Source organism: Planotetraspora sp. A-T 1434, from assembly GCF_025420585.1.
Lineage (GTDB): Bacteria > Actinomycetota > Actinomycetes > Streptosporangiales > Streptosporangiaceae > JAOEGB01.
On sequence record NZ_JAOEGB010000008.1, the window covers coordinates 193,384 to 214,834 of the forward strand.

Genomic DNA, 21,451 nt, shown 5'->3' on the forward strand with positions numbered 1-21,451 from the left:
GGGCACAGCGAACGGACTGGCATCGTGATGGCCAGGCCGAACAGGTTCCCAGAGACCCGGGTTGCGGCCGAACAGCCGGAGGCAGGAGGTGGTCGCCCGCCATCCCCCGCTTCGAGGCGATGGCCGGACCGGCACCGGCTTTCGGTCATGGCTATAACGGTCACGGCCGCCGGTCTGTACGCGCTTCTTAGCCTGGTCCGCTTCTACGGGTACCGGGCGAGCAACTACGACCTCGTCATCCATGACCAGGCCGTCCGCGGGTATGCGGCTTTCACCGGGCCCATCTGCCCTCTCCTGGGGTTCGATCGTGGTCTCGGCCTGGGGTTCAGCCAGCTCGGCGACCATTTCGCGCCGATTCTGGCGATTCTCGCTCCGCTCTACTGGCTGCACGACGGGCCGGAGACATTGCTCGTCGCTCAGGCGGTTCTGTTCGCGCTCGCCATCCCGCCGATCTGGTCGTACACGCGGCGCATGCTCGGCACCGGGCCCGCTTACCTCGTCGCCACCGCCTACGCCATCTCCTGGCCGGTCGCACAGGCGGTGAACTTCGACTTCCACGAGGTGGCGTTCGTCCCCGTCCTGACCGCGGTGATGATCGAGCGGTTTCACGCGAAAAAGCACGTTGCGGCCGCGCTCGCGGCGGCCGCGCTCCTGCTCGTGAAAGAGGACATGGGCCTGGTGGTCGCCGGCTTCGGCTGTTTCGCTCTGATACGCGGACGCCGCCTCAACGGAGCCGCGTACATCGCGCTCGGCCTCTCCTATACCTTGCTCGTGCGTGAGGTCCTGACCCCCGCCTTTGGCGGTGATCCGATGTACCACTGGCACTATGACGGGCTCGGGAAGAACATCGCGGAGGTGCTGGGCACGTTCGCCAGTGATCCGCTCAGCGTCCTGAACAGGTTCGTCACCCCGCAAGTGAAGGTCGAGACCCTGGCCTTTCTGCTCTGGCCTGCCTTGCTGACCTGCCTTTTCTCACCATTGATGCTGATGGCGCTGCCACACTTCCTCGAGCGGATGCTGTCGGACATCCCGAACTGGTGGGCATCGGACTTTCAGTACAACGCCTTCACCGTGGTCATCATTCTGTGCGCCGGCGTGGACGGCACCGCCCGGCTGGCCCAGTGGATGGGGCGCCGTGTGGGCACTCGGACCTGGGCCCTCACCTGGGCGGCCGGAGTGTTCGTGGCGGCGCTCACGCTGGTGCCGCGATTCCCCTTCTACCAGCTCATCGAGCCGCAGTTCTATGAGAGGGGTCCGGACGTGATCGCCGCGGATGAGGCGATCAAGGTGGTGCCGGATGGAGTCGTGGTCGAGGCGGCCAACAATATCGGTCCGCGCCTGTCCGGACGTACGACGGTCCTGAACTGGGGCGACCTGCCACCCGTGGCGGACTGGATAGTGGCGGACGTCGCCCGCATCAGCTTCCCGTGGCACTCTACAGACGAGGAGAAGCAGAGGGCGGATGAACTCGTGGCAATGGGCTACGAGGTCGTCTTCTACCGTGACGGTTACGTGGTCCTTCACAGGACGTCCCCCTCAGGGCAACCCGCCAAGGTGGTTCCGTAGTGGGCCACGACGCGTCCGCCCGACCGGCGGAGCCGTGATCAGATGACGGCGACGGCGGTGATGAGGCCGATGACGAAATGGGTGACGGCGAGGAGGACGGCGGCCGGCTGCAGGGTGGCCTCGTGCGCGAGCTCCCGGACCGAGATCCCGGCGATCTTGTCGAACACGATCATGCCGAGGGTCTGTACGGCGATGCCGACCAGGCCGAAGACCAGGGTCGCGAGCAGGCCGTCCCGCAGCGCGCCGCCGGACGACCAGATCGAGGCCGCCACGATCAGCCCGACGGCGGCCAGGCTGGAGGCGGTCAGGAGCGTCGCGTTGGGGTTGCGGTCGGTGCGGATCACCTTGCTGAGGCGTCCGGGCGTGGCGAGGTCGATGACGTAGAACCCGGCGACGAGCAGCAGCACGCCGAGGATCGCGTAGGCGAGGATCGCCAGCGAGCCATGCCCGAGGACGGAGGCGAGCGAGGTGGAGGGGGCGGTGTTCATGCCGGTGTTCAAGCCGGTGTTCATGCCGGTGTTCATAGCCGGGTCGCTTTCAGCCGTGGATGCGGTGGGGGACGAATGAGGAGGTGTCATCGGTGATCAGGCCGGAGGTCTCCCGGATGCCCAGCCCGGCGGACTCGTCGCCGACGACCCAGGCGCCGAGCACCGGCCGCCAGCCGTCGAAGTCGGGAAGCGCCAGGAACTCCTGGTAGACGAAGCCCTCGGCGCCGTAGTCGCCGCCGGTCCGCACCTGCTCTCCGGCGCCGGGCGTGACGATCCGCATGGAGGCGCCCTCGCGTCCCAGCAGCGGTTTCTCGATATATCCGGATGTGTCGGCGAGCTCGCGCGGGCCGCCCAGATAGGCGGGCAGCAGGTTGGGGTGGCCGGGGTACAGCTCCCACAGGACGGCCAGCAGCGCCTTGTTGGACAGCAGCATCTTCCACAGCGGCTCGATCCAGGCCATGGAGATCTGCTGGTCCAGGGCATGCGGGCCGAACGGCTCGGCGACGATCCACTCCCAGGGGTAGAGCTTGCACAGCGACCGCATCACCCGGTGTTCCATGTCGACGAACCGCCGGTTGAGCGCGTCCCAGCCGATGTCCTCCATGGCGACGGCGACCGTGGTGAGCCCGGCCTGCTCGGCGGTCTCCTGGAGGTAGCCGAGCGTCATGACCTCCTCGCCGGTCTCGTCGGCGTTCGTCCAGGCGAAGTGGACGGGGCCGGTCGGCAGCGTGAGCGTCTTCCAGTGGCCGACGAGCCGCTCGTGCAGCGAGTTCCACTGGTCGTCGCCCGGAAAGACGTCGCGCAGCCAGAACCACTGCACGACCGCGCTCTCGACCAGGCTCGTGGGCGTGTCCGCGTTGTACTCCAGCAGCTTGGCCGGGCCCGTCCCGTCGTACCGCAGGTCGAACCGGCCGAAGACGTGCTGGTCGCGCCGCCGCCACGACTCGGCGACAGCCGTACGGCACGCGGGCGGGATGCCGAAGTCGGCGAGCCGGCCGGTGGCGACGACGTGCTCGGCCGCCGCCAGGCACATCTCGTGCAGCTCCTCGACCTGGCTCTCCAGGGCGAGGACCTCGTCCATGGTGAAGACGTAATGGACGCTCTCGTCCCAGTACGGCCGGGCGAGGCCCTCGGGGTGAGCCGAGCGGTGGAAGGCGAGCCCCTGCGACTCGATGATGTCCGACCAGCCCTCGCGCGGCCGCGCGCGTTCCCTCCGCATGCGTCAGCCGCCGCCACCGGAGTGGAACCCGAAACCGCCGCGCTGGATGACCCGGCCCGACCGCGTCGTGATCTCGGTGTCCGCCGGCCTGATCGTGCTGCCCCTCGACACGCGCCCGCCGCGATGGCTGCCGCCGTAGTACCACCCGTAGGCGCCGCGCGAGCCGTGGTAGTGGTGATGATCGTCATCGTCGCAGAAGTCGTCGTCGACGACGGTGTAGGACCCGTCGGGCTGGCGGCTGGACATGTCCACGCAGTCCGCGCCGACCTCCTCGTAGTTGTTCTGCGCCGCGCAGAAGCCGACGACGAGCGTGGACAGGACGCCCAGCGTGCCGAGCTTGATCGCGGTGGAGGACTTGATGCCGCTCGACGGCGGAGGCGGCGGCGTCCGACCGGGCTTCCCCGGAGAGCTCATCGCCAGCGGGTGGGGGTCTGGGTGGGGATGCTCCCCGGGTTGTGCCATCGGGCTCCTGCGGTCGAGATCGGGACAGATTACCGCGTTCCAAACGAACGAGACAGTCCATGTCTCCACGCATGCCGCGCGTGCGTGATCCGGGCTCGGGTAGCGTGCCGGTGTGGATCCGGTCGAGGCTCTGAAAAGGATCGCCTACCTGCTGGAGCGGGCGGGCGAGCCGACCTATCGCGTCCGCGCCTTCCGCGGCGCCGCCGACACCATCGCCGCCATCCCGCGTGACGAGCTCGTACGGCTCGCCCGGACCGGCGGCCTGGCCGACCTGAAGGGCATCGGCAAGGTGACCGCCCTGGCGATCGCCGAGGCGCTGAACGGTGAAGTGCCGACCTACCTCAGGCGCATGGAGGACACCAAGGACGTCGATCTGGACGAGGCGACGTCGGCCATGCGGGCGGCGCTCAAGGGGGATCTGCACAGCCACTCCGACTGGTCGGACGGCGGATCGCCCATCGAGGAGATGGCCGCGGCCGCCCGGGAGCTTGGTCACGAGTACCTCGCGCTCACCGACCACTCGCCCCGGCTGAGCGTCGCGAACGGCCTGTCGGCCGACCGGCTGCGCAGGCAGCTCGACGTGGTCGAGGAGCTGAACGCCGGCTTCGCGGGGTCGGGCGACCCCTTCCGCATTCTCACCGGCATCGAGGTGGACATCAAGGCCGACGGCTCCCTGGACCAGCGGCCCGAGCTGCTGGAACGGCTCGACGTCGTCGTGGCCAGCGTCCACTCCCTGCTCAGGATGGACGCCGAGGACATGACGCGGCGGATGGTGATGGCCATCGCGAACCCGCACGTGGACGTGCTCGGCCACTGCACGGGCCGGATCGTCCAGGCGGGCGGCAAGCGGGGCGGCCTGCGCCCGGAGTCCAAGTTCGACGCGGAGATCGTGTTCGAGGCGTGCCGGCAGTTCGGCGTGGCCGTCGAGATCAACTCCAGGCCCGACCGGCTTGACCCGCCCAAGCGGCTGCTGCGGCTGGCCTACGAGATGGGCTGCGAGTTCTCGATCGACTCCGACGCGCACGCCCCCGGTCAGCTCGACTGGCAGCGGTTCGGCTGCGCGAGAGCCGTACAGTGCGGGATCGAGCCTGAACGGATCATCAACACCCGGTCATGGGGTGATGGTGCTGTGGCCTCTGGGTGAGGCGTTTTCGGGCGGTTTCGCCGGTTGGGTCGGCGTAGCTTCAAGTCATGCATCGTCGCGACGCCCTGGTGGAGGAGCTCCGCACCGCCGGATCCCTATCCGCCCGTGAGCTGGCGTCGCGTCTCGGAGTCAGCAAGCGGACCGTCGTCCGGGATGTCGCCAAGCTCCGCGAGGCGGGCGTTCCCATCCAGCTCGACCCGGGCGGGTACACCTTCGCCCGCGTCGAGATGGTCAAGCGCGCGATCGACCGGGCCCTGCTCGGGCGGCGGGTGCTGCTCATCGAGTACGTCGACGGCAAGGGCGTGGTGACCTCCAGGAAGGTCGAGCCGAGCATCTGCCTCGGCGGCAGGGGAGGCCGCTGGTACCTGGTGGCGTGGTGCAGGCTCCGCGAGGAGGTGCGGGTGTTCCGCCTCGACCGGATCCTGTCGGCCGTCGTCACGGCCGAGCGCTTCCCCGAGCCCCCCACCCCCCGGCGTGATCATGCACAGGTTCCTGGATTGGCCCTCTGACCGGCCCCCTCCATTCGCGTGATCATGCACAGGTTCCGCCGCGCAGGCGTTGACCAGCCGCGACGGGTCACGTGATCATGCTCGCCCCCGCGCGGCTCAAGTGATCCTTGACGCTCCGGCGTCTGTAAGGAACCCTTACTAATTAATTACTTGCACTCCGCGGAGGACGCCATGAGGCCCGCCGTACCCCCCAATCCCCCCTCGTGGCGGCGGTCTCCGCTCGCCCGACTCACCGCGGCCCTGATGACGGCCGCACTCCTCGCCGCCGGCGCAGGCCTGGCGGTGCTGACCACCGCGACGCCCGCCGCCGCGGCGTCGTTCGCCGATGTGGTGCCCGCCCCGGTCACCTCACAGCCGGCCAGCGGCGTGACCTACACGCTGCCGTCCAGCGCCTCGATCTTCACCGAGGCCGGCTCGACCCCGGCGGCCGACGTCGGCAACTACCTGGCCGGGATCCTCCGGCCCTCCACCGGCTACGCGCTGCCGGTGGCGGACGCGTCCGGCACTCCCACTAGCGGCATCTCGCTGCTGCTCAGCGGGGCCGACTCCAGCGTCGGGTCGCAGGGCTACCAGCTTGACGTGACCTCCACCACCGTGGTCATCAGGGCGCAGACGGCGACCGGTCTCTTCAACGGCGTGCAGACGCTCCGCCAGCTCCTGCCTGCGGCCATCGAGAGCGCCACCGTAGGCGCGGGGCCGTGGACGGCGCCCGGCGGGCACATCGTCGACTACCCGCGGTTCGCGTACCGCGGCGCGATGCTCGACGTCGCGCGGCACTTCCACCCGGTGGCGACCGTCAAGCGGTACCTGGACCGGATCGCGCTCTACAAGATCAATTACCTGCACCTGCACCTGTCCGACGACCAGGGCTGGCGGATCGTCGTGGACTCCTGGCCGCGGCTGGCCACGTACGGCGGCAGCACCCAGGTCGGCGGGGGAGCGGGCGGTTACTACACCAAGGCGCAGTATCAGGACATCGTGGCCTACGCCGCGCAGCGGCAGATCACGATCGTGCCCGAGATCGACATGCCGGGCCACACCAACGCCGCGCTCGCGTCGTACGCCGAGCTGAACTGCAACGGCGTCGCCCCGGCGCTCTACACCGGCACCAACGTCGGGTTCAGCTCGCTGTGCACGTCGAAGGAAAGCACCTACACCTTCGTGAACAACGTGCTGACCGAGCTGGCGGCGATCACCCCTGGCCCCTACCTGCACATCGGTGGTGACGAGGCATCCTCCACCTCGGCCTCGCAGTACACCACGTTCATGAACAGGGTGCAGCCCCTGGTCGTGGGCGCCGGCAAGACCGTCATGGGCTGGCACCAGATCGGCGCCTCGGGGGTGCAGCACTCGCCCGGCCGCATCGCGCAGTACTGGGGCACGACGACCTCCGACTCGTCGGTCACCAACGCCGTGTCCCTGGGGGCGAAGGTCGTCATGTCGCCCGCCAACAAGGCGTACCTCGACATGAAGTACAACTCCTCGACCTCGCTGGGCCAGAACTGGGCCGGCTACATCGAGGTCCAGACGGCGTACGAGTGGAACCCGGGCGCCTACCTGAGCGGCGTCCCGGCCTCGGCCGTGCTCGGCGTCGAGGCGCCACTGTGGGCCGAGACGATCGCCACCGAGGACGACATCGAGTACATGGCGTTCCCGCGTCTCCCGGCCATCGCCGAGCTCGGATGGTCCCCATGGTCCACGCACGACTGGACCGCGTTCAAGACCCGCCTGGGCGCTCAGGGCCCGCGCTGGACGGTCATGGGCATCAACTTCTACAAGTCCTCCCAGGTGCCGTGGGCGACCGCCCCTCCGCCTCCGCCGCCGAACAACCGGTATGAGGCCGAGAACGCGACGATCTCGCAGGGCGTGCTGGAGACCCTGCACACGGGTTACTCCGGCACGGGTTACGTGAACTATGACAACGTGACCGGGAGCTACGTGCAGTGGACGGTGAACGCGGCGTCGGCGGGCCCGGCGACGGTGACTCTGCGGTTCGCGAACGGTACGACGACCAACCGGCCGATGGACATCGCGGTCAACGGCACGGTGGTGTCGAGCGGGCTGGCCTTCGCGGGCACGGGTTCGTGGGACACCTGGCAGACCAAGACGGTCAACGTCAACCTGAACGCCGGGGCCAACGTCATCAAGGCCACCGGGACCACGGTCAACGGCGGCCCCAACGTCGACTACATCGAGGTCAACGCGTCCGCGCCGCCTCCGCCGCCGCCCACGCGGTACGAGGCCGAGAACGCGACGATCTCGCAGGGGATCCTGGAGACCACGCACACGGGCTTCTCGGGCACGGGTTACGTGAACTATGACAACGTGACCGGGAGCTACGTGCAGTGGACGGTGAACGCGGCGTCGGCGGGCCCGGCGACGGTGACTCTGCGGTTCGCGAACGGTACGACGACCAACCGGCCGATGGACATCGCGGTGAACGGCACGGTGGTGTCGAGCGGGCTGGCCTTCGCGGGCACGGGTTCGTGGGACACCTGGCAGACCAAGACGGTCAACGTCAACCTCAACGCCGGGGCCAACGTCATCAAGGCCACCGGGACCACGGTCAACGGCGGCCCCAACGTCGACTACATCGACGTCCAGCAGTGACCAAGTGATGAGACGGCGGGGCCGGCCATAGCCGGTCCTCGCCACGGAACCCGCACCGGTCGCAGAGCCCGGTGCGGGTTCCTTCGTATTCCCGCGTGGTCGTCGTTTACGGGGAGGGCACCGGACGGGGGAGGGGAATCGGATGGAGAGGAAGCGGAGAGGAGAAGACCACCGCGCGCCCGAGCCGGCCGACCGTCTTCTGGTTCGAGTGTGCGGTCGGCGCGGCTCGGCGGCGCGGCGGGCGGCGTGCACGGGGCGCGTATGGCGCGGTCATGGCGCGGTCATGGCGATTTCGCGGTGCTGGTGTGCCACGGTTCCGGCTGGCCGGACGGGGTCACGCTTCGGCGAGCCGTAATTGTCGGTCGTGTGTTCTATCTTCTCGCGTGTGAACCGTACCGACCGGCTCTACGCGATCGTTGAGGACCTGCGGGCGATCGCCCCGCGCTGCCGGTCCGCGCGCGCCCTCGCCGAGCGTTTCGAGGTGAGCTCGCGGACCATCGAGCGGGACATCGGGGCGCTGCAGCAGGCTGGAGTCCCCATCTATGCCGAAGCCGGCCGCCGGGGCGGCTACGCCCTCGAGAAAAGCATGTCCCTTCCCCCGCTCAACTTCACTCCCGCCGAGGCGGTGGCGGTCGCCATCGCGCTGAGCCGCACCGACCAGCAGCCGTTCGAGGACGACGCCCGCAGCGCCCTGCGCAAGCTCGTCGCCGCGATGCCGGGCCAGGAGACGGAGCGGGCGCGGCAGCTCGCGACCCGCGTGCAGATCCTCATGGACAAACCCGGGACACCCGAGCGCCGCTACACCGGATCGATCGGCCGGGTCATCGAGGAGGCGCTGCTCAAGGGGGTCGTCCTGCGGATGCGGTACGGCGACGCCAACGGCTCACTGACCACCAGGGAGGTCGAGCCGGGGATGTTCATCGGCGGACGCAGCGGCTCGTGGTATCTGGTGGCGTGGTGCCGCCTGAGGGACGCCGTCCGCCTGTTCCGGCTGGACCGGATCGCGGCCGCCGAGCTGACCGGCGAGCCGGTGCCGGGCCGTCCCCTGGAGGACTTCGACTCCGACGTGCCAGACATGATCACCCGATGTCCGGCCCTCGACTGAGGACGCGGAGCCGTTTCTGAGCCGCCTGGAAACTCCGACAGGGGGTTGTCGCCAGTGGCCGCGAAGCTCGATCCGTGCGAACGACCGGCGCCGCTCACGATGTCAGGGCGGCGCCATCAGATAGCGAGGGAGACGAGTGATGACCACCCCGGCCGTCAACACTGTGGCATGGTTCGAGGTCGCGAGCGACGACCCGGACAGCGTTCAGCGCTTCTACGGCGAGCTGTTCGGCTGGCGCTTCCGGGTGGACGAGGAGTCCGCGGCGGGGGGCATCGACTATCGGATCCTCAGCTATCCGGATGACGACGAGCCTCGCGGGGGCGTCTTCGGCACGCGTGGCCAGTTCCCCGGCCACGCCGTCTTCACCATTCTCGTGGAGGACGTGGCCGCCACCTGCGAGAAGGTCGAGGCACTCGGCGGCAAGGTGCTTCACAAGGTGCTGGGCAACACCAGCGGCCCCGACTTCGCCTACCTCCACGACACCTCCGGCAACGCCTTCGGGATCTTCGCCGAGGCAGGCGCCTGACCTGCCGGAGCCTCCCCAGGCCGTCCGATCGCCCGCCGGGACCGCCGCGGTCCCGTGCTTCCCCAGGCACTTCCCCCCGGGCGCTTCCCCTCCGGGCCTCAGAGGGCGATCGGACGGCCCCTTCTCCGCGGGCCGGCTTTCTCCCCGCGGGCCGGCTTCTCCGCGGGCATGCTTCCCGGGCGTGCTTCCCCCGGGGCTGTTCGGAGTTCACGCACCCGGCGGGCGCTGCTCCAGCCGGCGGCGCAGCTCGGCAAGCTCCCGTTCCAGCTCCGCCACCTGCGCGGCGCTCGGCTGGCCGGGCACCGGCTCCTCCAGCCTGCCGTACGGCGACGGCATGGGCCGCACGTACTGCGTCGGGCCGTCGGGCCGCTGGCCGTACGCCCCGGCCTGTGCCTCAACGGGGGGCTGAACGGGCGCCTGAGCGTCGTGCCGCGCGTTCCCCCGGACGTCCTCCCAGGCGGCGCCTTGGACGTGGGCCTGGACGTCGTATTCGACCTGGTGCCGCGCCTGCTGACGAGCCTGCTGACGAGCCTGGTGCTGGGCACCCGCCGGCAGGCTCTGCTGCCAGGCCGGAGCCGCCACGCTGCCCGCGTAGCCGCCGCCGTTGACCCCACCGTTGATCCCACCGTTGATCCCACCGTTGATCCCACCGTTGATCCCACCGTTGATCCCGCCGTTGATCCCGCCGTTGACCCCGTAGCCGCCGTTCGCCGGGTAGGCCCCGCCGGCCGGCCCGGGGTAGGCGCCGCCGTACGTCGCGGGAGTGGCGGCGCGCTTCCGGCGGCGCAGGATCATCGACAGCAGGGCGAGGCCGCCGAGGATCGCGAGCAGCACGCCCGCTCCGATCACGATCCACAGCCACATGGGCTGCGGCGTCTCGTCCTTGCCCGACGAGATGGCCTGCTGGGAGTCGCTGATGTACTTGGCGACGTACGGGTGGTTCGGGTGGAGCGCCTGCACCTCTCGGAACTTGGGCAGCGCGTCCTTGTAGTGGCGCTTGAAGAAGTCGTCGAGCGCCTCGTTGTACCTGCGGGTCGTCAGCGACTCGGCGGGCTTGATGTTCTTCTCGTTGAGCTTCTCCTTGATGATCGACACCGGGAGCACGAAGCTCTCGTTCTCCGAGGACTCGCCCGTGTCGCTCACCGTCCCGGCGATCAGCATGCCGATCACCTTGCCGTCCTTGCTGAAGACCGGGCCGCCCGAGTTGCCGTGGTAGGAGGGGGCCTGCGTCTGGATGTACGGCACGCCTTCCTGGGTGGTCCGCTTCGCGTTGTACGGTCCCTCGGTCAGCGCGGGCTCCAGCTTCGACTCCAGGCTGAAGAACGGGGTGTTGGTGACCAGGCCGGGGAAGCCGCTGATGTAGAGCGTGTTGCCGGTCTGGACGTCGCTGTCGTCACCCAGCGGCAGGGTCGGCAGGTTCTGCTGGCCGTTCACCTTGAGCAGCGCGAAGTCCTTGCCCGGGTAGCTCTCGCCCACGGAGACCAGCTCGGCGGGGACCGCCTTGGCCGTCTTGTCCACACCGCCGCCCGGCAGGCTCTGCAGCACCGAAAGGCTCTTCTGCAGCCCGCGGATCTTGAGGTGGCTGCTGTTGAAGGTCACGTAGATCTGCTGGGCGAGCTGGACCATCTCCGCGTCGGCCGAGATGCCGCGCAGGTCCTTCAGGATGGACTTGGCGTCCTGCTTGTTGAACTTCTCCAGCGCCTGCGCGGCGAAGACGTCGGACAGCTCCTGGTCGCTCATCTCGACGCAGTGCGCGCCGGTGACCATGTAGCCGTCGGGCGTGACCCACCAGCCCGTGCACAACCCGCCGACCTGGGCCTTGACCGTACGCTCCGGTGACGTCGGCTTGAGGTAGCGGTTGACGTCGGCCGCCATCTGCTGGAAGAGATACTTGGCGATGCTCCGCTCGTCCGAGGAGATCTTGCCGTCGAGCACCGCCACCGTGGCCTGGTTGACGAGCTGGTTGAACGGGCCCTGCTTGATGGTGCCCGTCGGCACGACCACCTCGCCCGAATAGGTCAGGCTGGTGAGCTGCACGGCCGGGTGGGTGCGGGCGGCCAGCCGCGTCCCGACCGGGACGTCGTCGCCGCTGTCCGCCGAGGCGGGCGGCGCCACGGCGATAAGGGCCACCAGGGCGACCGCCGCCGTTGCGACCAGCCCCCTGCTCAATCTGCCAATGCAAGTCCTGATATTTCCATTCACGGGGGCAATCGTGAACGGGTGGTCTTGTCCGTGGCTTGTAGGCGGCTTGGGGCTTCCTGCGCGGGGGCCAGGGCTGTGCCGTACGAAACGAAGACGGCCCCCGCCGGAGCGGAGGCCGTCTTGAGAAGACCTGAAGACTAGACGCCCATGGACTGGGTGTCGTTGGTCTCCGGGGTGGGCTGGCTGATGACCTCGGTCACGCCGTTCTTGAGGTGGTAGCGGGCGATGGCCTCGTTCAGGACCTCCGGCTTGACCTCGCCGCGCTTCACGAGCTGGGTCAGCACGGCCAGGGTGATCGAGGCCGCGTCCACGTGGAAGTGGCGGCGCAGCGCCGAACGGGTGTCGGACAGGCCGAACCCGTCGGTGCCGAGCGAGGCCCAATCGCCGGGCACCCACTGGGCGATCTGGTCCTGGACCGCCCGCATGTAGTCGCTCACGCCGACGAACGGCCCGGGGATCCCGGACAGCTTGCTCGTGACGTACGGCACGCGCTGCTCGGCGTCGGGGTTGAGCAGGTTGTGCTCCTCGGCGGCGAGGGCGTCCCTGCGCAGCTCCGACCAGGAGGTCGCCGACCATACCGAGGCGGAGACGCCCCAGTCCTCGGCGAGCATCCGCTGGGCCTCCAGGCCCCACGGCCCGGCCACGCCGGAGACCAGGATGTTGGCCTTCGGGCCGTCCCCGGTCGCGGGCGCGTACAGGTAGAGCCCCTTGAGGATGCCCTCGACGTCGACCCCGGCCGGCTCCGCGGGCTGCGGGTAGGGCTCGTTGTAGACGGTCAGGTAGTAAAAGACGTTCTCCGGGTCGTCCCCGTACATCCTGCGCAGGCCGTCCTTGACGATGTGCGCGATCTCGAACGCCCACGCCGGGTCGTAGGACACGGCCGCCGGGTTGGTCGAGGCGATGAGCGGGGTGTGGCCGTCCTCGTGCTGCAGGCCCTCGCCGTTCAGGGTCGTACGGCCCGCCGTGGCGCCGAGCAGGAAGCCGCGGCCCATCTGGTCGGCGAGCTGCCACATCTGGTCGGCGGTGCGCTGGAACCCGAACATCGAGTAGAAGATGTAGACCGGGATCATGTGCTCGCCGTGCGTGGCGTAGGAGCTGCCCGCCGCGATGACCGAGCCCATCGAGCCGGCCTCGCTGATCCCCTCGTGCAGGATCTGGCCCTCGGTCGACTCCTTGTAGGAGAGCAGGAGCTCCCGGTCGACCGCCTCGTAGGTCTGGCCGTGCGGCGAGTAGATCTTGGCCGTCGGGAACATCGCGTCCACGCCGAAGGTGCGCGCCTCGTCCGGGATGACCGGCACGAATCTCGCCCCGATCTCCTTGTCCCGCATGAGGTCCTTCAGCAGGCGGACGAACGCCATCGTGGTGGCGACGTTCTGCTTGCCCGAGCCCTTGCGCATGCCGGCGTAGACGGGGTCGCCGGGGAGTTTGAGCGGCTTGGCCCGCACGACCCGCTTCGGGACGTAGCCCCCCAGAGCGGCGCGGCGCTCGTTCATGTAGGCGATCTCGTCGTTGTTCTCGCCCGGATGGAAGTACGGCGGTAGGTCGCCCTCGAGGTCCTTGTCCGGGATCGGCAGGTAGAGCCGGTCGCGGAACTCCTTGAGCTCGGCCTTGCTCATCTTCTTCATCTGGTGGGTGGCGTTGCGCGCCTCGAAGTCCTTGCCCAGCGTCCAGCCCTTGATGGTCTGGGCGAGGATCACCGTCGGCTGGCCGACGTGCTCACGGGCCGCCTTGAACGCGGCGTAGACCTTGCGGTAGTCGTGGCCGCCGCGCGACAGCTTGCGGATCTCGTCGTCCGACATGTGCTCGACCATCTTGCGCAGCCGGGGATCGCCGCCGAAGAAGTTCTCGCGGATGTAGCCGCCCGACTCGACCGAGTAGGTCTGGTACTGCCCGTCGGGAGTCGTGTTCATCTGGTTGACCAGCACGCCGTCGACGTCGGCCGCGAGCAGCGGGTCCCAGTCGCGGCCCCAGACGACCTTGATGACGTTCCAGCCGGCGCCGCGGAAGTACGACTCCAGCTCCTGAATGATCTTGCCGTTGCCGCGCACTGGGCCGTCGAGCCGCTGCAGGTTGCAATTGATGACGAAGGTGAGGTTGTCAAGCTCCTCGCGGGCGGCGACGCCGATCGCGCCGAGCGACTCGGGCTCGTCCATCTCGCCGTCGCCCAGGAAGCACCACACATGGCTGCGGCTGGTGTCCTTGATCTGGCGGCTCAGCAGGTAACGGTTGAACCGCGCCTGGTAGATCGCGCCGATCGCCCCGAGCCCCATGGAGACGGTGGGGAACTCCCAGAAGTCCGGCATGAGACGCGGGTGGGGGTAGGACGGCAGGCCCTTGAACCCCTGGGACAGCTCCTGCCGGAACGCGTCGAGCTGCGACTCGTTCAGGCGGCCCTCCAGGAAGGCGCGGGCGTAGATCCCCGGCGCCGCGTGGCCCTGGATGAAGACCTGGTCGCCCGACTCCCCGTGGTCCTTGCCGCGGAAGAAGTGGTTGAAGCCGACCTCGTACAGCGACGCCGCCGACGCGTACGTCGCGATGTGGCCGCCGACATTGGTCCGCGCGTTGGCCCGGGTCACCATGACCGCCGCGTTCCACCGGATGTAGGCCCGGATGCGGCGCTCGACGTACTCATCCCCGGGGAACCAGGGCTCCCGCTCCGGCGGGATCGTATTGATGTAGTCCGTGCTGCGCAGGCCGGGCACGCCGACCTGATGCTCGCGGGCACGCTCCAGCAGCCGGAGCATCAGGTAGCGGGCACGGGTGCGGCCCTCGGTCTTGATGACGTTGTCGAGCGATTCGAGCCATTCCTGGGTCTCGCTCGGATCGACATCAGGCAACTGGCTGGGTAGGCCGTCGCTGATGATCGAGAAACGCTGGCGTCCGGAAGCCACTGGGTCTCGCCTTCCGAGAATGAACTTGGTTACGGTCTTGTGAATCTATTGCCTGCTGCGATGTGTTCCTACTTGGATCGCCGCTCCTCTGGTCGCCTTCCATCCTTGCTCCTTGGTTCGGAAAGCGCATCTCTACTATCCGGTAACCACGATGTCCCGGCTGGCAGCAGGTCACTGATGGCCTAGACCACCGATGGTAGGACGATTTTTGCAAACCGCCCACAGTGACTTGGCGGCGGGTCTCCCCTCCAGCCTTCCTCCCCCGGAAAGGGGAGCGCACGCCCCCGCGCGGGGGCGATGTGCGGGAAAGGTCCGGGAGGAAGCCTAGAGGCACGGCTCCGCGCCCCCGCCGACCCGCGGTTCTGGATGCTCGACGGCGTCGTGGATCTCCACGCGCACCCGTTCACCCGTACGGCGGAGCCACCTCGATCACGTCCGGCTGTGGAGGACGCCCTCGACGATCGGCACGGCGGCGGCCGTGACCATGGCGTGGGAGGCGGCCATCCGGCCCCTGAGCCCCATCTCGGCAGCGTAACGTTTTGGTATGAGTTGTCCCTCCCCCTGTGGAGGGAGAGGTTTCTCCTCTTTCCAGGTGGCGATAGCCGTACCAGGCTCAGGAGAGAGGGGGGATGGATATGCATGCATCGGTGGGCGACCGGCTCCTGGTGCACGGGAGCATCGTCGGCGAGCACGACAAGCACGGAGAGATCATCGAGGTCCGCGGCCCCGGCGGCGAGCCGCCGTTCCTGGTGCGCTTCGAGGATGGGCACGAGGCCTTGATCTTTCCAGGTCCGGACGCCGTCGTCGTCCCAGCTCAGCGGGGGTCGTAGTATCTCGCTGTGAGATCGCGGGAGATCGAGGTGCGCACCGGCTCGCGGGAGCGGGTGCATGACATGACAGGGGAGTGTGCGGATTTCGCGCGCGAATGCGGCGGAGACGGGCTTTTGCACGTCTTCGTGCCGCACGCGACGGCGGGTATCGCGATCATCGAGCTCGGTTCCGGCAGCGACGACGATCTGCTGGCCGCCCTCGGAGATCTGCTTCCGGCGGACGACCGGTGGAGGCATGCGCACGGTTCCCGGGGGCATGGGAGATCGCATGTCATGCCCGCGTTCATTCCGCCGTACGCGACGGTTCCCGTGCTGGGTGGCAGGCTCGCCCTGGGGACGTGGCAGTCGGTCGCACTCGTCGATCTCAACGTCGACAACCCGGACAGGCGTGTTCGTTTGTCATTTTTGTCCGATTAGCAGATAACGGTGCGGGTCACCGGACGTGGCGACCGTTGACGACGGTGGGTCACAGCGTGTGGACTGTGCCGAAGCATGGCTCTCAGAGAGCCGGACAACCGCATATACAGGCGGGGCCACCCAAGCAGGAGGGATGAACGTGAGCGCGACCGCGGGTCAGGCGCAGGGCGAGCGCGGCCTGGCCGAACGACTCGGCCTCAAAGCCGGTCAGGTGGTGCAGGAAGTCGGCTGGGACGAGGACAGCGACGAGGCGCTGCGCCAGTCCATCGAGGAGCTGACCGGCAATGAGCTTGTCGACGAGGAGTACGAAGACGTCGTCGACGTGGTGCTGTTGTGGTGGCGCGACGGGGACGGTGATCTGTTCGACGCACTCAGCGACGCGATGACCGCACTCGCCGACGGAGGCCAGATCTGGCTGCTGACCCCGAAGGCGGGCCGAGACGGCCACGTCGAGCCAAGCGACATCGGCGAGGACGCGACAACCGCGGGACTGTCCCAGACGAGCAGCGTGAGCGCCGCCAGGGACTGGTCGGGGACGCGGCTCGTCGCCCCCAAGGCTCGCCGCTGAGCTGATCCCCTGCCGTACGGTCCCGACACGCCGTACGGCAGGATGACGCGCGGATCACAGCCGGAAGGACTGCTCATGGCGGTAGAGGTCGGGGAGAGGGCTCCGGACTTCGAGCTCAGGGACCAGCACGGCGTCCCCCTCAGGCTTTCCGACCTGCGGGGCAGCAAGGTCGTGCTGGTCTTCTACCCCTTGGCGTTCAGTCCGGTGTGCCACGGCGAGCTGGGCGCGATCCGTGACGAGCTCCTCCCGTCGGCGCCCGCCGACGTCCGGGTGCTGACCGTCTCGGTCGACTCGATGTTCAGCCACCGCGTCTGGGCGGACGCGGAGCGATTCACGTTCCCGCTGCTGTCGGACTTCTGGCCACACGGCGGGGTGGCACAGGCGTACGGTGTGTTCGACGACGTGAGGGGCCAGGCCGTCCGGGGCACCTTCATCCTCGACGGCGAGGGCGTCGTCCGCTGGAAGATCGTCAATGAGATCGGCTCCCCGCGGGACGTCGCCGAGTATCGCAAGGTGCTCGAAGAACTCTGATCCTGAATCCCAATCCGGCCTATCCCGGTCTGAGCTATCCCGACCTGTCTGTCCTCCCGACCTGCCCTATCCCGACCGATTTACCCCGTTTTATCCGTTACTGGACAGCCTATTGGAGGCGAACATGCCCTGCTATCGGTGCGGGGCCCGGCAGACCGATCCCGTCCGCGGCGCGAGCCCGTGGAAGCGGGGGGTGCGCCACGAGGCGCAGGTCCTGGTCTGCCCGGACTGCCAGCGCGCGCACGACCTCGATCTCGACACGTGCGCCTCGTGCGGGTCCTCCGCACTGATCTGCCGCCTCGGCGAGGTCGAATGCCGGTCCTGCGGTTCCGTACGGCAGGCCAGGCCGGCGGACGACCTGGTGGCGGCCGGCCTGCCGTCCAGTGAGACGAGCCGGTCCACCGAGGCACCGGGCCTGTCGGCGGAGGTCGAGGCCGCCCTCAACCGCGTGCTCGGGCGCTCGTGACAGCGGCCTCAGAGTACGTGGTCGCCCTCGACGTGGGCGGAACCGCCATGAAGGGCGGCCTGGTCACGCGGCGGGGCGAGGTCACGGCCCTGGAAGGCCGCGCCACCGGCCGGGAGAGCGGCCCGGAGGCCGTGGTCCTGGCCATCCGCGCCTACGTGGACGAGCTGGTCGAGCTGGGCATCTCCCGGTTCGGTTCCCAGCCCGCCGGCGTCGGCCTCGCCGTACCAGGCATCGTGACGTCCTCCACGGCCATGTACTCGGCCAACATCGGCTGGCGCAACGTCCCCGCGACGGCGTTCGTGCCCCCCGGCATCCCGGCGCGGCTCGGGCATGACGTGCGGACCGGCGGCCTGGCGGAAAGCGTGTTCGGCGCGGGGCGTGACGTCGACGACTTCCTGTTCCTCCCTATAGGAACCGGTATCGCCGGGGCCGTGGTCATCAGAGGCGAGCCGTACGGTGGCGCCAACGGCTGGGGAGGGGAGATCGGCCACACCCCGGTGTGGCCGGCGGGAGAGCGGTGCGCGTGCGGCCAGATCGGCTGCCTGGAGACCTACGCCTCCGCGTCCGCCGTCGCCCGCCGCTTCACGACCCGCTCGGGCCGTACGGCCACCGCCAAGGAGGTCGTGGCGCTCGCTCTCGAAGGCGACGAGGCGGCCGGCGAGGTCTTCTGCGAGGCGGTGGAGGCTCTCGCCATCTCGCTGGCGTCGTATGTCCTGCTGCTCGATCCGTCCATGATCGTTCTGGGTGGCGGCCTCTCCGAGGCGGGCCGGGCGCTGTTCGACCCTCTGTGGGAACGGCTGGCCGCCCGCCTCGCCTTCCGGGAGCCGCCTCCGCTCCGCCCGGCCGCCCTGGGCGTCCACGCCGGGATGTTCGGGGCCGCCATCCTCGGCTGGCGGGCCGCCGGAGCGCCCGACATGGGGCAAGACTGGTCACTCGATGTGCTGAGAGGCGGCCTGGTGTCGTAAGGTGTAGTCCCGTCCGGGCGGTTAGCTCAGCGGTAGAGCACTCGCCTTACAAGCGAGGGGTCACTGGTTCGAACCCAGTACCGCCCACCTGGTGAAACTCACTCTCACCGATCTTGTTATACCCGGACTGAGTGACTATGCCTTCAAAAGGCTGTCCATACTGTTAATCCCCTCGAACGCGGCCAGGTGCCGGGCTGTTGTCGCGCCTATGTGACCGTCGTTATTTCCGATCAGGGGTCACTGGTTCATCCACGCGCTGACCTGGAAACAGGCAGGGGCCTGTCCGACGGGTATGGGCGCTGTGGGAAGAGCGGTTCCCTGAGCGGCTTCCCGCCGCCTGACGGGGTGGGTTGCGGGTATCCGCTTGGAGGTAACTGCTCGGGAAACCCCCAGTTGCAACGCGCCATCTCAGCAATCTGGTGGTTGGAGGGCGTGGCGGCTCAGGCCACCTTGACGGAATGGGGGCCAACGCTAATGGTTACCTGCAGGTGTCCTCCCAGGGCGGTCGCATAGGCGCGAAGGGTCTCCAACTCCATGACGTCGGGATCTCCGTTCTCGATCTGGGAGACCCGGGACTGCGAGATGCCCAACGCGGTGGCAACATCGGCCTGGGTCTTACCCAGTGCCTTGCGTAGTTCCTTCAGGTGGTGTCCGGCCACGAAAGCGTCCAGTTCGGCGTCGGCGGCGGCCTGGAGGGCCGGATCGGCCAGTTCAGGGTGGCGGCGGTGTGCTTCCGCCTTGACTTCCCGCCAGCTACGAGCAGAGCTCATGTCGTATCCTCCTTCGCCTTGTCTGTACGGTATTGGGCATAACGTCGCTTGGCCAGCGGAATCGCTTCGTGGTACCAGCGCGACCATCGACCTGCCTTGTCGCCGGCCACCAGAAGGATGGCTTCCCTGTCAGGATCGAAGACGAACACGATCCTGATCTCTGAACGGCCTCGGGAACCCGGTCGCAACTCCTTGAGATTGTTCAGGTCGTCATCTTCCAGGGTGTCCACAAGCGGGCGACCTAAGGCTGGCCCGGCTTCGGCAAGCCGGTCGATGGCCCGTTCGACCAAGGTCGCAGTATGCGGGTCGGTGTCACAGAGCTTGAGGAACCAGTCCTCGACTGGTTCTAGCAGTACTACATCCCACGCACACCTCGCAATATAACCCCTGGCTTCTATCCCTACCCAGTTATTGGAAAGGGTTCCTTGCGCCAGGCCCGCTGGCGTGCGGTCAACGCACCTCACCTCGTCGCCCTGGTCCGGACCGGAGCGATGTTCATCAACGGCATCCTGGTGGACCGACCCGCCGCCGACGCCCCATCTGCGGCCGCCTAAAGATTTTGATCCACAGGTCTTGACGATTGCTTGCCCTGCCATCGGGCTCGGGTTAGCACGTGAGGCCTACCAGAGATCGTCAAGTTCGCCGATCCTTTTGCGGAGCACACGCGCATCCCTCCTCGGGAGGACATGGACGACAGCGTTCAAAATCTCGCGAAGCTCGAGGGGATCCGGACAGCAGAGCATCACCCCGCACGACTGCGCAGGATCGAAGAGGCGATGCCACGGGTCCCGTAAGAACAGCGACCAGGCACGCAGTGCTTCTGCCGCAGCACCCGGCCAATAGCGCTTGCGCTCCAGACAAGCGACTGTGACACGACCTCGCTGGGACAAGCCAGAGATGACCTCGACCTGAGCGCCAGTTGCCGGCCAAGGGCACGGGGCATCGGCGCGGATCTGAGCCGGACGTCTACGCGCCATAGCCCTTTCGTGTGATCGACATAGGCACCATCTTGCCACTGGCTGAACTTCAGGCAAGAGGCTCACCTCCCGAGGTCACAAGCTGCCGACGGAGGAAAGCTTTGCGGCCGCCGAGCGCGACGGTGTGAATGGTTATACGGCGGGTCATGCTGGTCGCGGTGGGGCACACTGGGGAGTATGAACGGTCAGCGTGATGCTCCCTTCAGCTATGCGGATGTCCGGCCGTATGCGGTTGCCGAGTCGCTGGACGAGCTGGCTGGGCCGGTACACGGCGTGGTGACACTCCCGCATGAGCTGGCGTGGAGCGGCCGCCGCAGCTTCGATTTGGATGATCCATACGATCGCAGTGCACTGTACAAGATCGTGCTGGAGGAAGGGCGTCAGGAGCATTTCCGTGTGCTTCTCAACGCTGAGGTGCTCAGGCGCCACTGGGGTGAGCTACTACCCGCCCGGCGGGTCCGGGCGCTGTGGGAAGAGCGGTTCCCCCAATTGCATCGCTCCGCTGCCTGATGGATCGACTGCAGGAGCGTCTTGCGCGTATCGGCTTGGAGGTCGCCGCCCGGCACGGGTTCGTTCTTGGTGGCGGCCACGCGGTACAGCTACATGGCATGGGTGCCCGCCCATCGGAGGACATAGACCTGTTCACGCCCTCGCGCGGAACTCCGGAGCAGGTCGAGCAAGTCGTTGTTGACGCCTATGGCAGGGAGGGCTTCCAGGTCGAAGTACGGCTGCGTACGCCTGATCTGGTGCAACTGGAAGTTAGTGACGCTGCGGGGGGCAGTTGCAAGGTGGATCTGGGGGTGTTCTGGCAAGCGCGCTCGCCGGTCATGCTGGAGATTGGGCCAGTGCTGCACCCCGATGATGCCGTGGCCGGCAAGATGGACGCCCTGTTCAACCGGTGGGCGCCCAGGGATTTCCTGGATATCGATGCGATCTTGAGCAGTGGCCGTTACACCACAGAACAGCTCTTGTCCGTCGCCGAAGAACACAATCCCGGGTTCGAGAGACTCATGTTCGCTGAAGCTCTGTCGTACCTTGAGCGGGTCCCGGACCGGGACTTCCTCGCCTACGGTGTGACACCCGAACGGGTCGAGACGATGCGCAAACGTCTGAACGAGTGGCGGAGGAGGCTCGTCCCCCCAGTCGGAGGAGCTGAGTGACTATCTGGGTGACAACAGGGACGGACGAGCCCGGACAACGGCGCG

At 68.0% G+C, this 21,451-nt stretch carries 21 protein-coding genes and 1 tRNA gene; 15 read left to right on the forward strand and 7 right to left on the reverse strand.

Features of this window, described 5'->3' with window-relative positions; genetic code table 11:
• Positions 1-147 precede the first annotated feature (147 nt).
• A complete protein-coding gene (locus N5079_RS13130) occupies positions 148-1,566 on the forward strand; it encodes a DUF2079 domain-containing protein (protein WP_261583930.1) in 1,419 nt (472 codons plus the stop codon).
• 38 nt (positions 1,567-1,604) lie between these two features.
• Here the strand turns inward: N5079_RS13130 and N5079_RS13135 are convergent, their stop codons facing one another.
• Genes N5079_RS13135 through N5079_RS13145 form a run of 3 tightly spaced genes read right to left on the reverse strand, consistent with a single transcriptional unit; the run spans position 1,605 to position 3,735 of the window.
• Positions 1,605-2,078 (reverse strand): DUF350 domain-containing protein, encoded by a 474-nt coding sequence (locus N5079_RS13135; RefSeq protein ID WP_261583931.1) that lies wholly within the window; start codon positions 2,076-2,078, stop codon positions 1,605-1,607.
• 25 nt (positions 2,079-2,103) lie between these two features.
• Complete coding sequence (locus N5079_RS13140; protein ID WP_261583932.1) at positions 2,104-3,273, reverse strand: glutathionylspermidine synthase family protein; 1,170 nt, start codon at positions 3,271-3,273, stop codon at positions 2,104-2,106.
• Positions 3,274-3,276: 3 nt separating this feature from the next.
• Positions 3,277-3,735 carry a hypothetical protein gene (locus N5079_RS13145; RefSeq protein ID WP_261583933.1) on the reverse strand — a complete coding sequence of 153 codons (459 nt, stop codon included), beginning with the start codon at positions 3,733-3,735 and terminating at the stop codon, positions 3,277-3,279.
• Between the two features lie 112 nt (positions 3,736-3,847).
• Between N5079_RS13145 and N5079_RS13150 the strand changes: the two genes are divergently transcribed.
• From N5079_RS13150 to N5079_RS13175, 5 genes are all read left to right on the forward strand, one after another.
• Positions 3,848-4,879 carry a PHP domain-containing protein gene (locus N5079_RS13150; RefSeq protein WP_261583934.1) on the forward strand — a complete coding sequence of 344 codons (1,032 nt, stop codon included), beginning with the start codon at positions 3,848-3,850 and terminating at the stop codon, positions 4,877-4,879.
• A gap of 47 nt (positions 4,880-4,926) precedes the next feature.
• On the forward strand, positions 4,927-5,388 hold the full coding sequence (locus tag N5079_RS13155; RefSeq protein WP_261583935.1) for a helix-turn-helix transcriptional regulator: 462 nt from the start codon (positions 4,927-4,929) through the stop codon (positions 5,386-5,388).
• Positions 5,389-5,631: 243 nt separating this feature from the next.
• Positions 5,632-7,998: a family 20 glycosylhydrolase gene (locus N5079_RS35345; protein ID WP_315967824.1), complete on the forward strand. Its 2,367-nt coding sequence runs from the start codon at positions 5,632-5,634 to the stop codon at positions 7,996-7,998.
• Positions 7,999-8,383: 385 nt separating this feature from the next.
• Positions 8,384-9,103 carry a helix-turn-helix transcriptional regulator gene (locus N5079_RS13170; RefSeq protein ID WP_261583936.1) on the forward strand — a complete coding sequence of 240 codons (720 nt, stop codon included), beginning with the start codon at positions 8,384-8,386 and terminating at the stop codon, positions 9,101-9,103.
• 139 nt (positions 9,104-9,242) lie between these two features.
• Entirely contained in the window at positions 9,243-9,629 is a 387-nt protein-coding gene (locus tag N5079_RS13175; RefSeq protein ID WP_261583937.1) for a VOC family protein, read from the forward strand.
• A 207-nt stretch (positions 9,630-9,836) separates the two neighbouring features.
• Here the strand turns inward: N5079_RS13175 and N5079_RS13180 are convergent, their stop codons facing one another.
• Entirely contained in the window at positions 9,837-11,798 is a 1,962-nt protein-coding gene (locus tag N5079_RS13180) for a serine protease (protein ID WP_261583938.1), read from the reverse strand.
• A gap of 170 nt (positions 11,799-11,968) precedes the next feature.
• The gene (gene aceE, locus N5079_RS13185; protein ID WP_410007780.1) at positions 11,969-14,722 is read right to left on the reverse strand and encodes a pyruvate dehydrogenase (acetyl-transferring), homodimeric type; all 2,754 of its coding nucleotides are present in this window, start codon (positions 14,720-14,722) and stop codon (positions 11,969-11,971) included.
• 635 nt (positions 14,723-15,357) lie between these two features.
• Between aceE and N5079_RS13190 the strand changes: the two genes are divergently transcribed.
• The 7 genes from N5079_RS13190 to N5079_RS13220 all read left to right on the forward strand — a co-directional run bounded on the left by N5079_RS13190 (position 15,358) and on the right by N5079_RS13220 (position 18,586).
• The gene (locus N5079_RS13190; RefSeq protein ID WP_261583988.1) at positions 15,358-15,552 is read left to right on the forward strand and encodes a DUF1918 domain-containing protein; all 195 of its coding nucleotides are present in this window, start codon (positions 15,358-15,360) and stop codon (positions 15,550-15,552) included.
• Positions 15,553-15,615: 63 nt separating this feature from the next.
• On the forward strand, positions 15,616-15,969 hold the full coding sequence (locus N5079_RS13195; RefSeq protein WP_410007784.1) for a YjbQ family protein: 354 nt from the start codon (positions 15,616-15,618) through the stop codon (positions 15,967-15,969).
• Between the two features lie 139 nt (positions 15,970-16,108).
• A complete protein-coding gene (locus N5079_RS13200; RefSeq protein WP_261583940.1) occupies positions 16,109-16,537 on the forward strand; it encodes a DUF3052 domain-containing protein in 429 nt (142 codons plus the stop codon).
• A gap of 75 nt (positions 16,538-16,612) precedes the next feature.
• The gene (locus N5079_RS13205) at positions 16,613-17,068 is read left to right on the forward strand and encodes a peroxiredoxin (RefSeq protein WP_261583941.1); all 456 of its coding nucleotides are present in this window, start codon (positions 16,613-16,615) and stop codon (positions 17,066-17,068) included.
• Positions 17,069-17,192: 124 nt separating this feature from the next.
• The gene (locus N5079_RS13210; protein WP_261583942.1) at positions 17,193-17,534 is read left to right on the forward strand and encodes a hypothetical protein; all 342 of its coding nucleotides are present in this window, start codon (positions 17,193-17,195) and stop codon (positions 17,532-17,534) included.
• Entirely contained in the window at positions 17,531-18,499 is a 969-nt protein-coding gene (locus N5079_RS13215; RefSeq protein ID WP_261583943.1) for an ROK family protein, read from the forward strand. Before N5079_RS13210 ends, N5079_RS13215 begins: the two co-directional genes overlap by 4 nt.
• A gap of 15 nt (positions 18,500-18,514) precedes the next feature.
• A tRNA-Val gene (locus N5079_RS13220) sits at positions 18,515-18,586 on the forward strand.
• Between the two features lie 353 nt (positions 18,587-18,939).
• Here the strand turns inward: N5079_RS13220 and N5079_RS13225 are convergent.
• A complete protein-coding gene (locus N5079_RS13225; protein ID WP_261583944.1) occupies positions 18,940-19,269 on the reverse strand; it encodes a helix-turn-helix domain-containing protein in 330 nt (109 codons plus the stop codon).
• A complete protein-coding gene (locus N5079_RS13230; protein WP_315967825.1) occupies positions 19,266-19,733 on the reverse strand; it encodes a type II toxin-antitoxin system RelE/ParE family toxin in 468 nt (155 codons plus the stop codon). Before N5079_RS13230 ends, N5079_RS13225 begins: the two co-directional genes overlap by 4 nt.
• Positions 19,734-20,423: 690 nt before the next feature.
• On the opposite strand from N5079_RS13230, the gene N5079_RS13235 reads away from it, so the two are divergent.
• Together N5079_RS13235 and N5079_RS13240 are read left to right on the forward strand one after the other, a co-directional pair.
• Positions 20,424-20,756, forward strand: a complete 333-nt coding sequence (locus tag N5079_RS13235) for a hypothetical protein (RefSeq protein ID WP_261583945.1) — start codon at positions 20,424-20,426, stop codon at positions 20,754-20,756.
• Positions 20,756-21,406 (forward strand): nucleotidyl transferase AbiEii/AbiGii toxin family protein, encoded by a 651-nt coding sequence (locus N5079_RS13240; RefSeq protein WP_261583946.1) that lies wholly within the window; start codon positions 20,756-20,758, stop codon positions 21,404-21,406. The genes N5079_RS13235 and N5079_RS13240 overlap by 1 nt, the downstream gene beginning before the upstream one ends.
• The last annotated feature ends 45 nt before the right edge of the window (positions 21,407-21,451 follow it).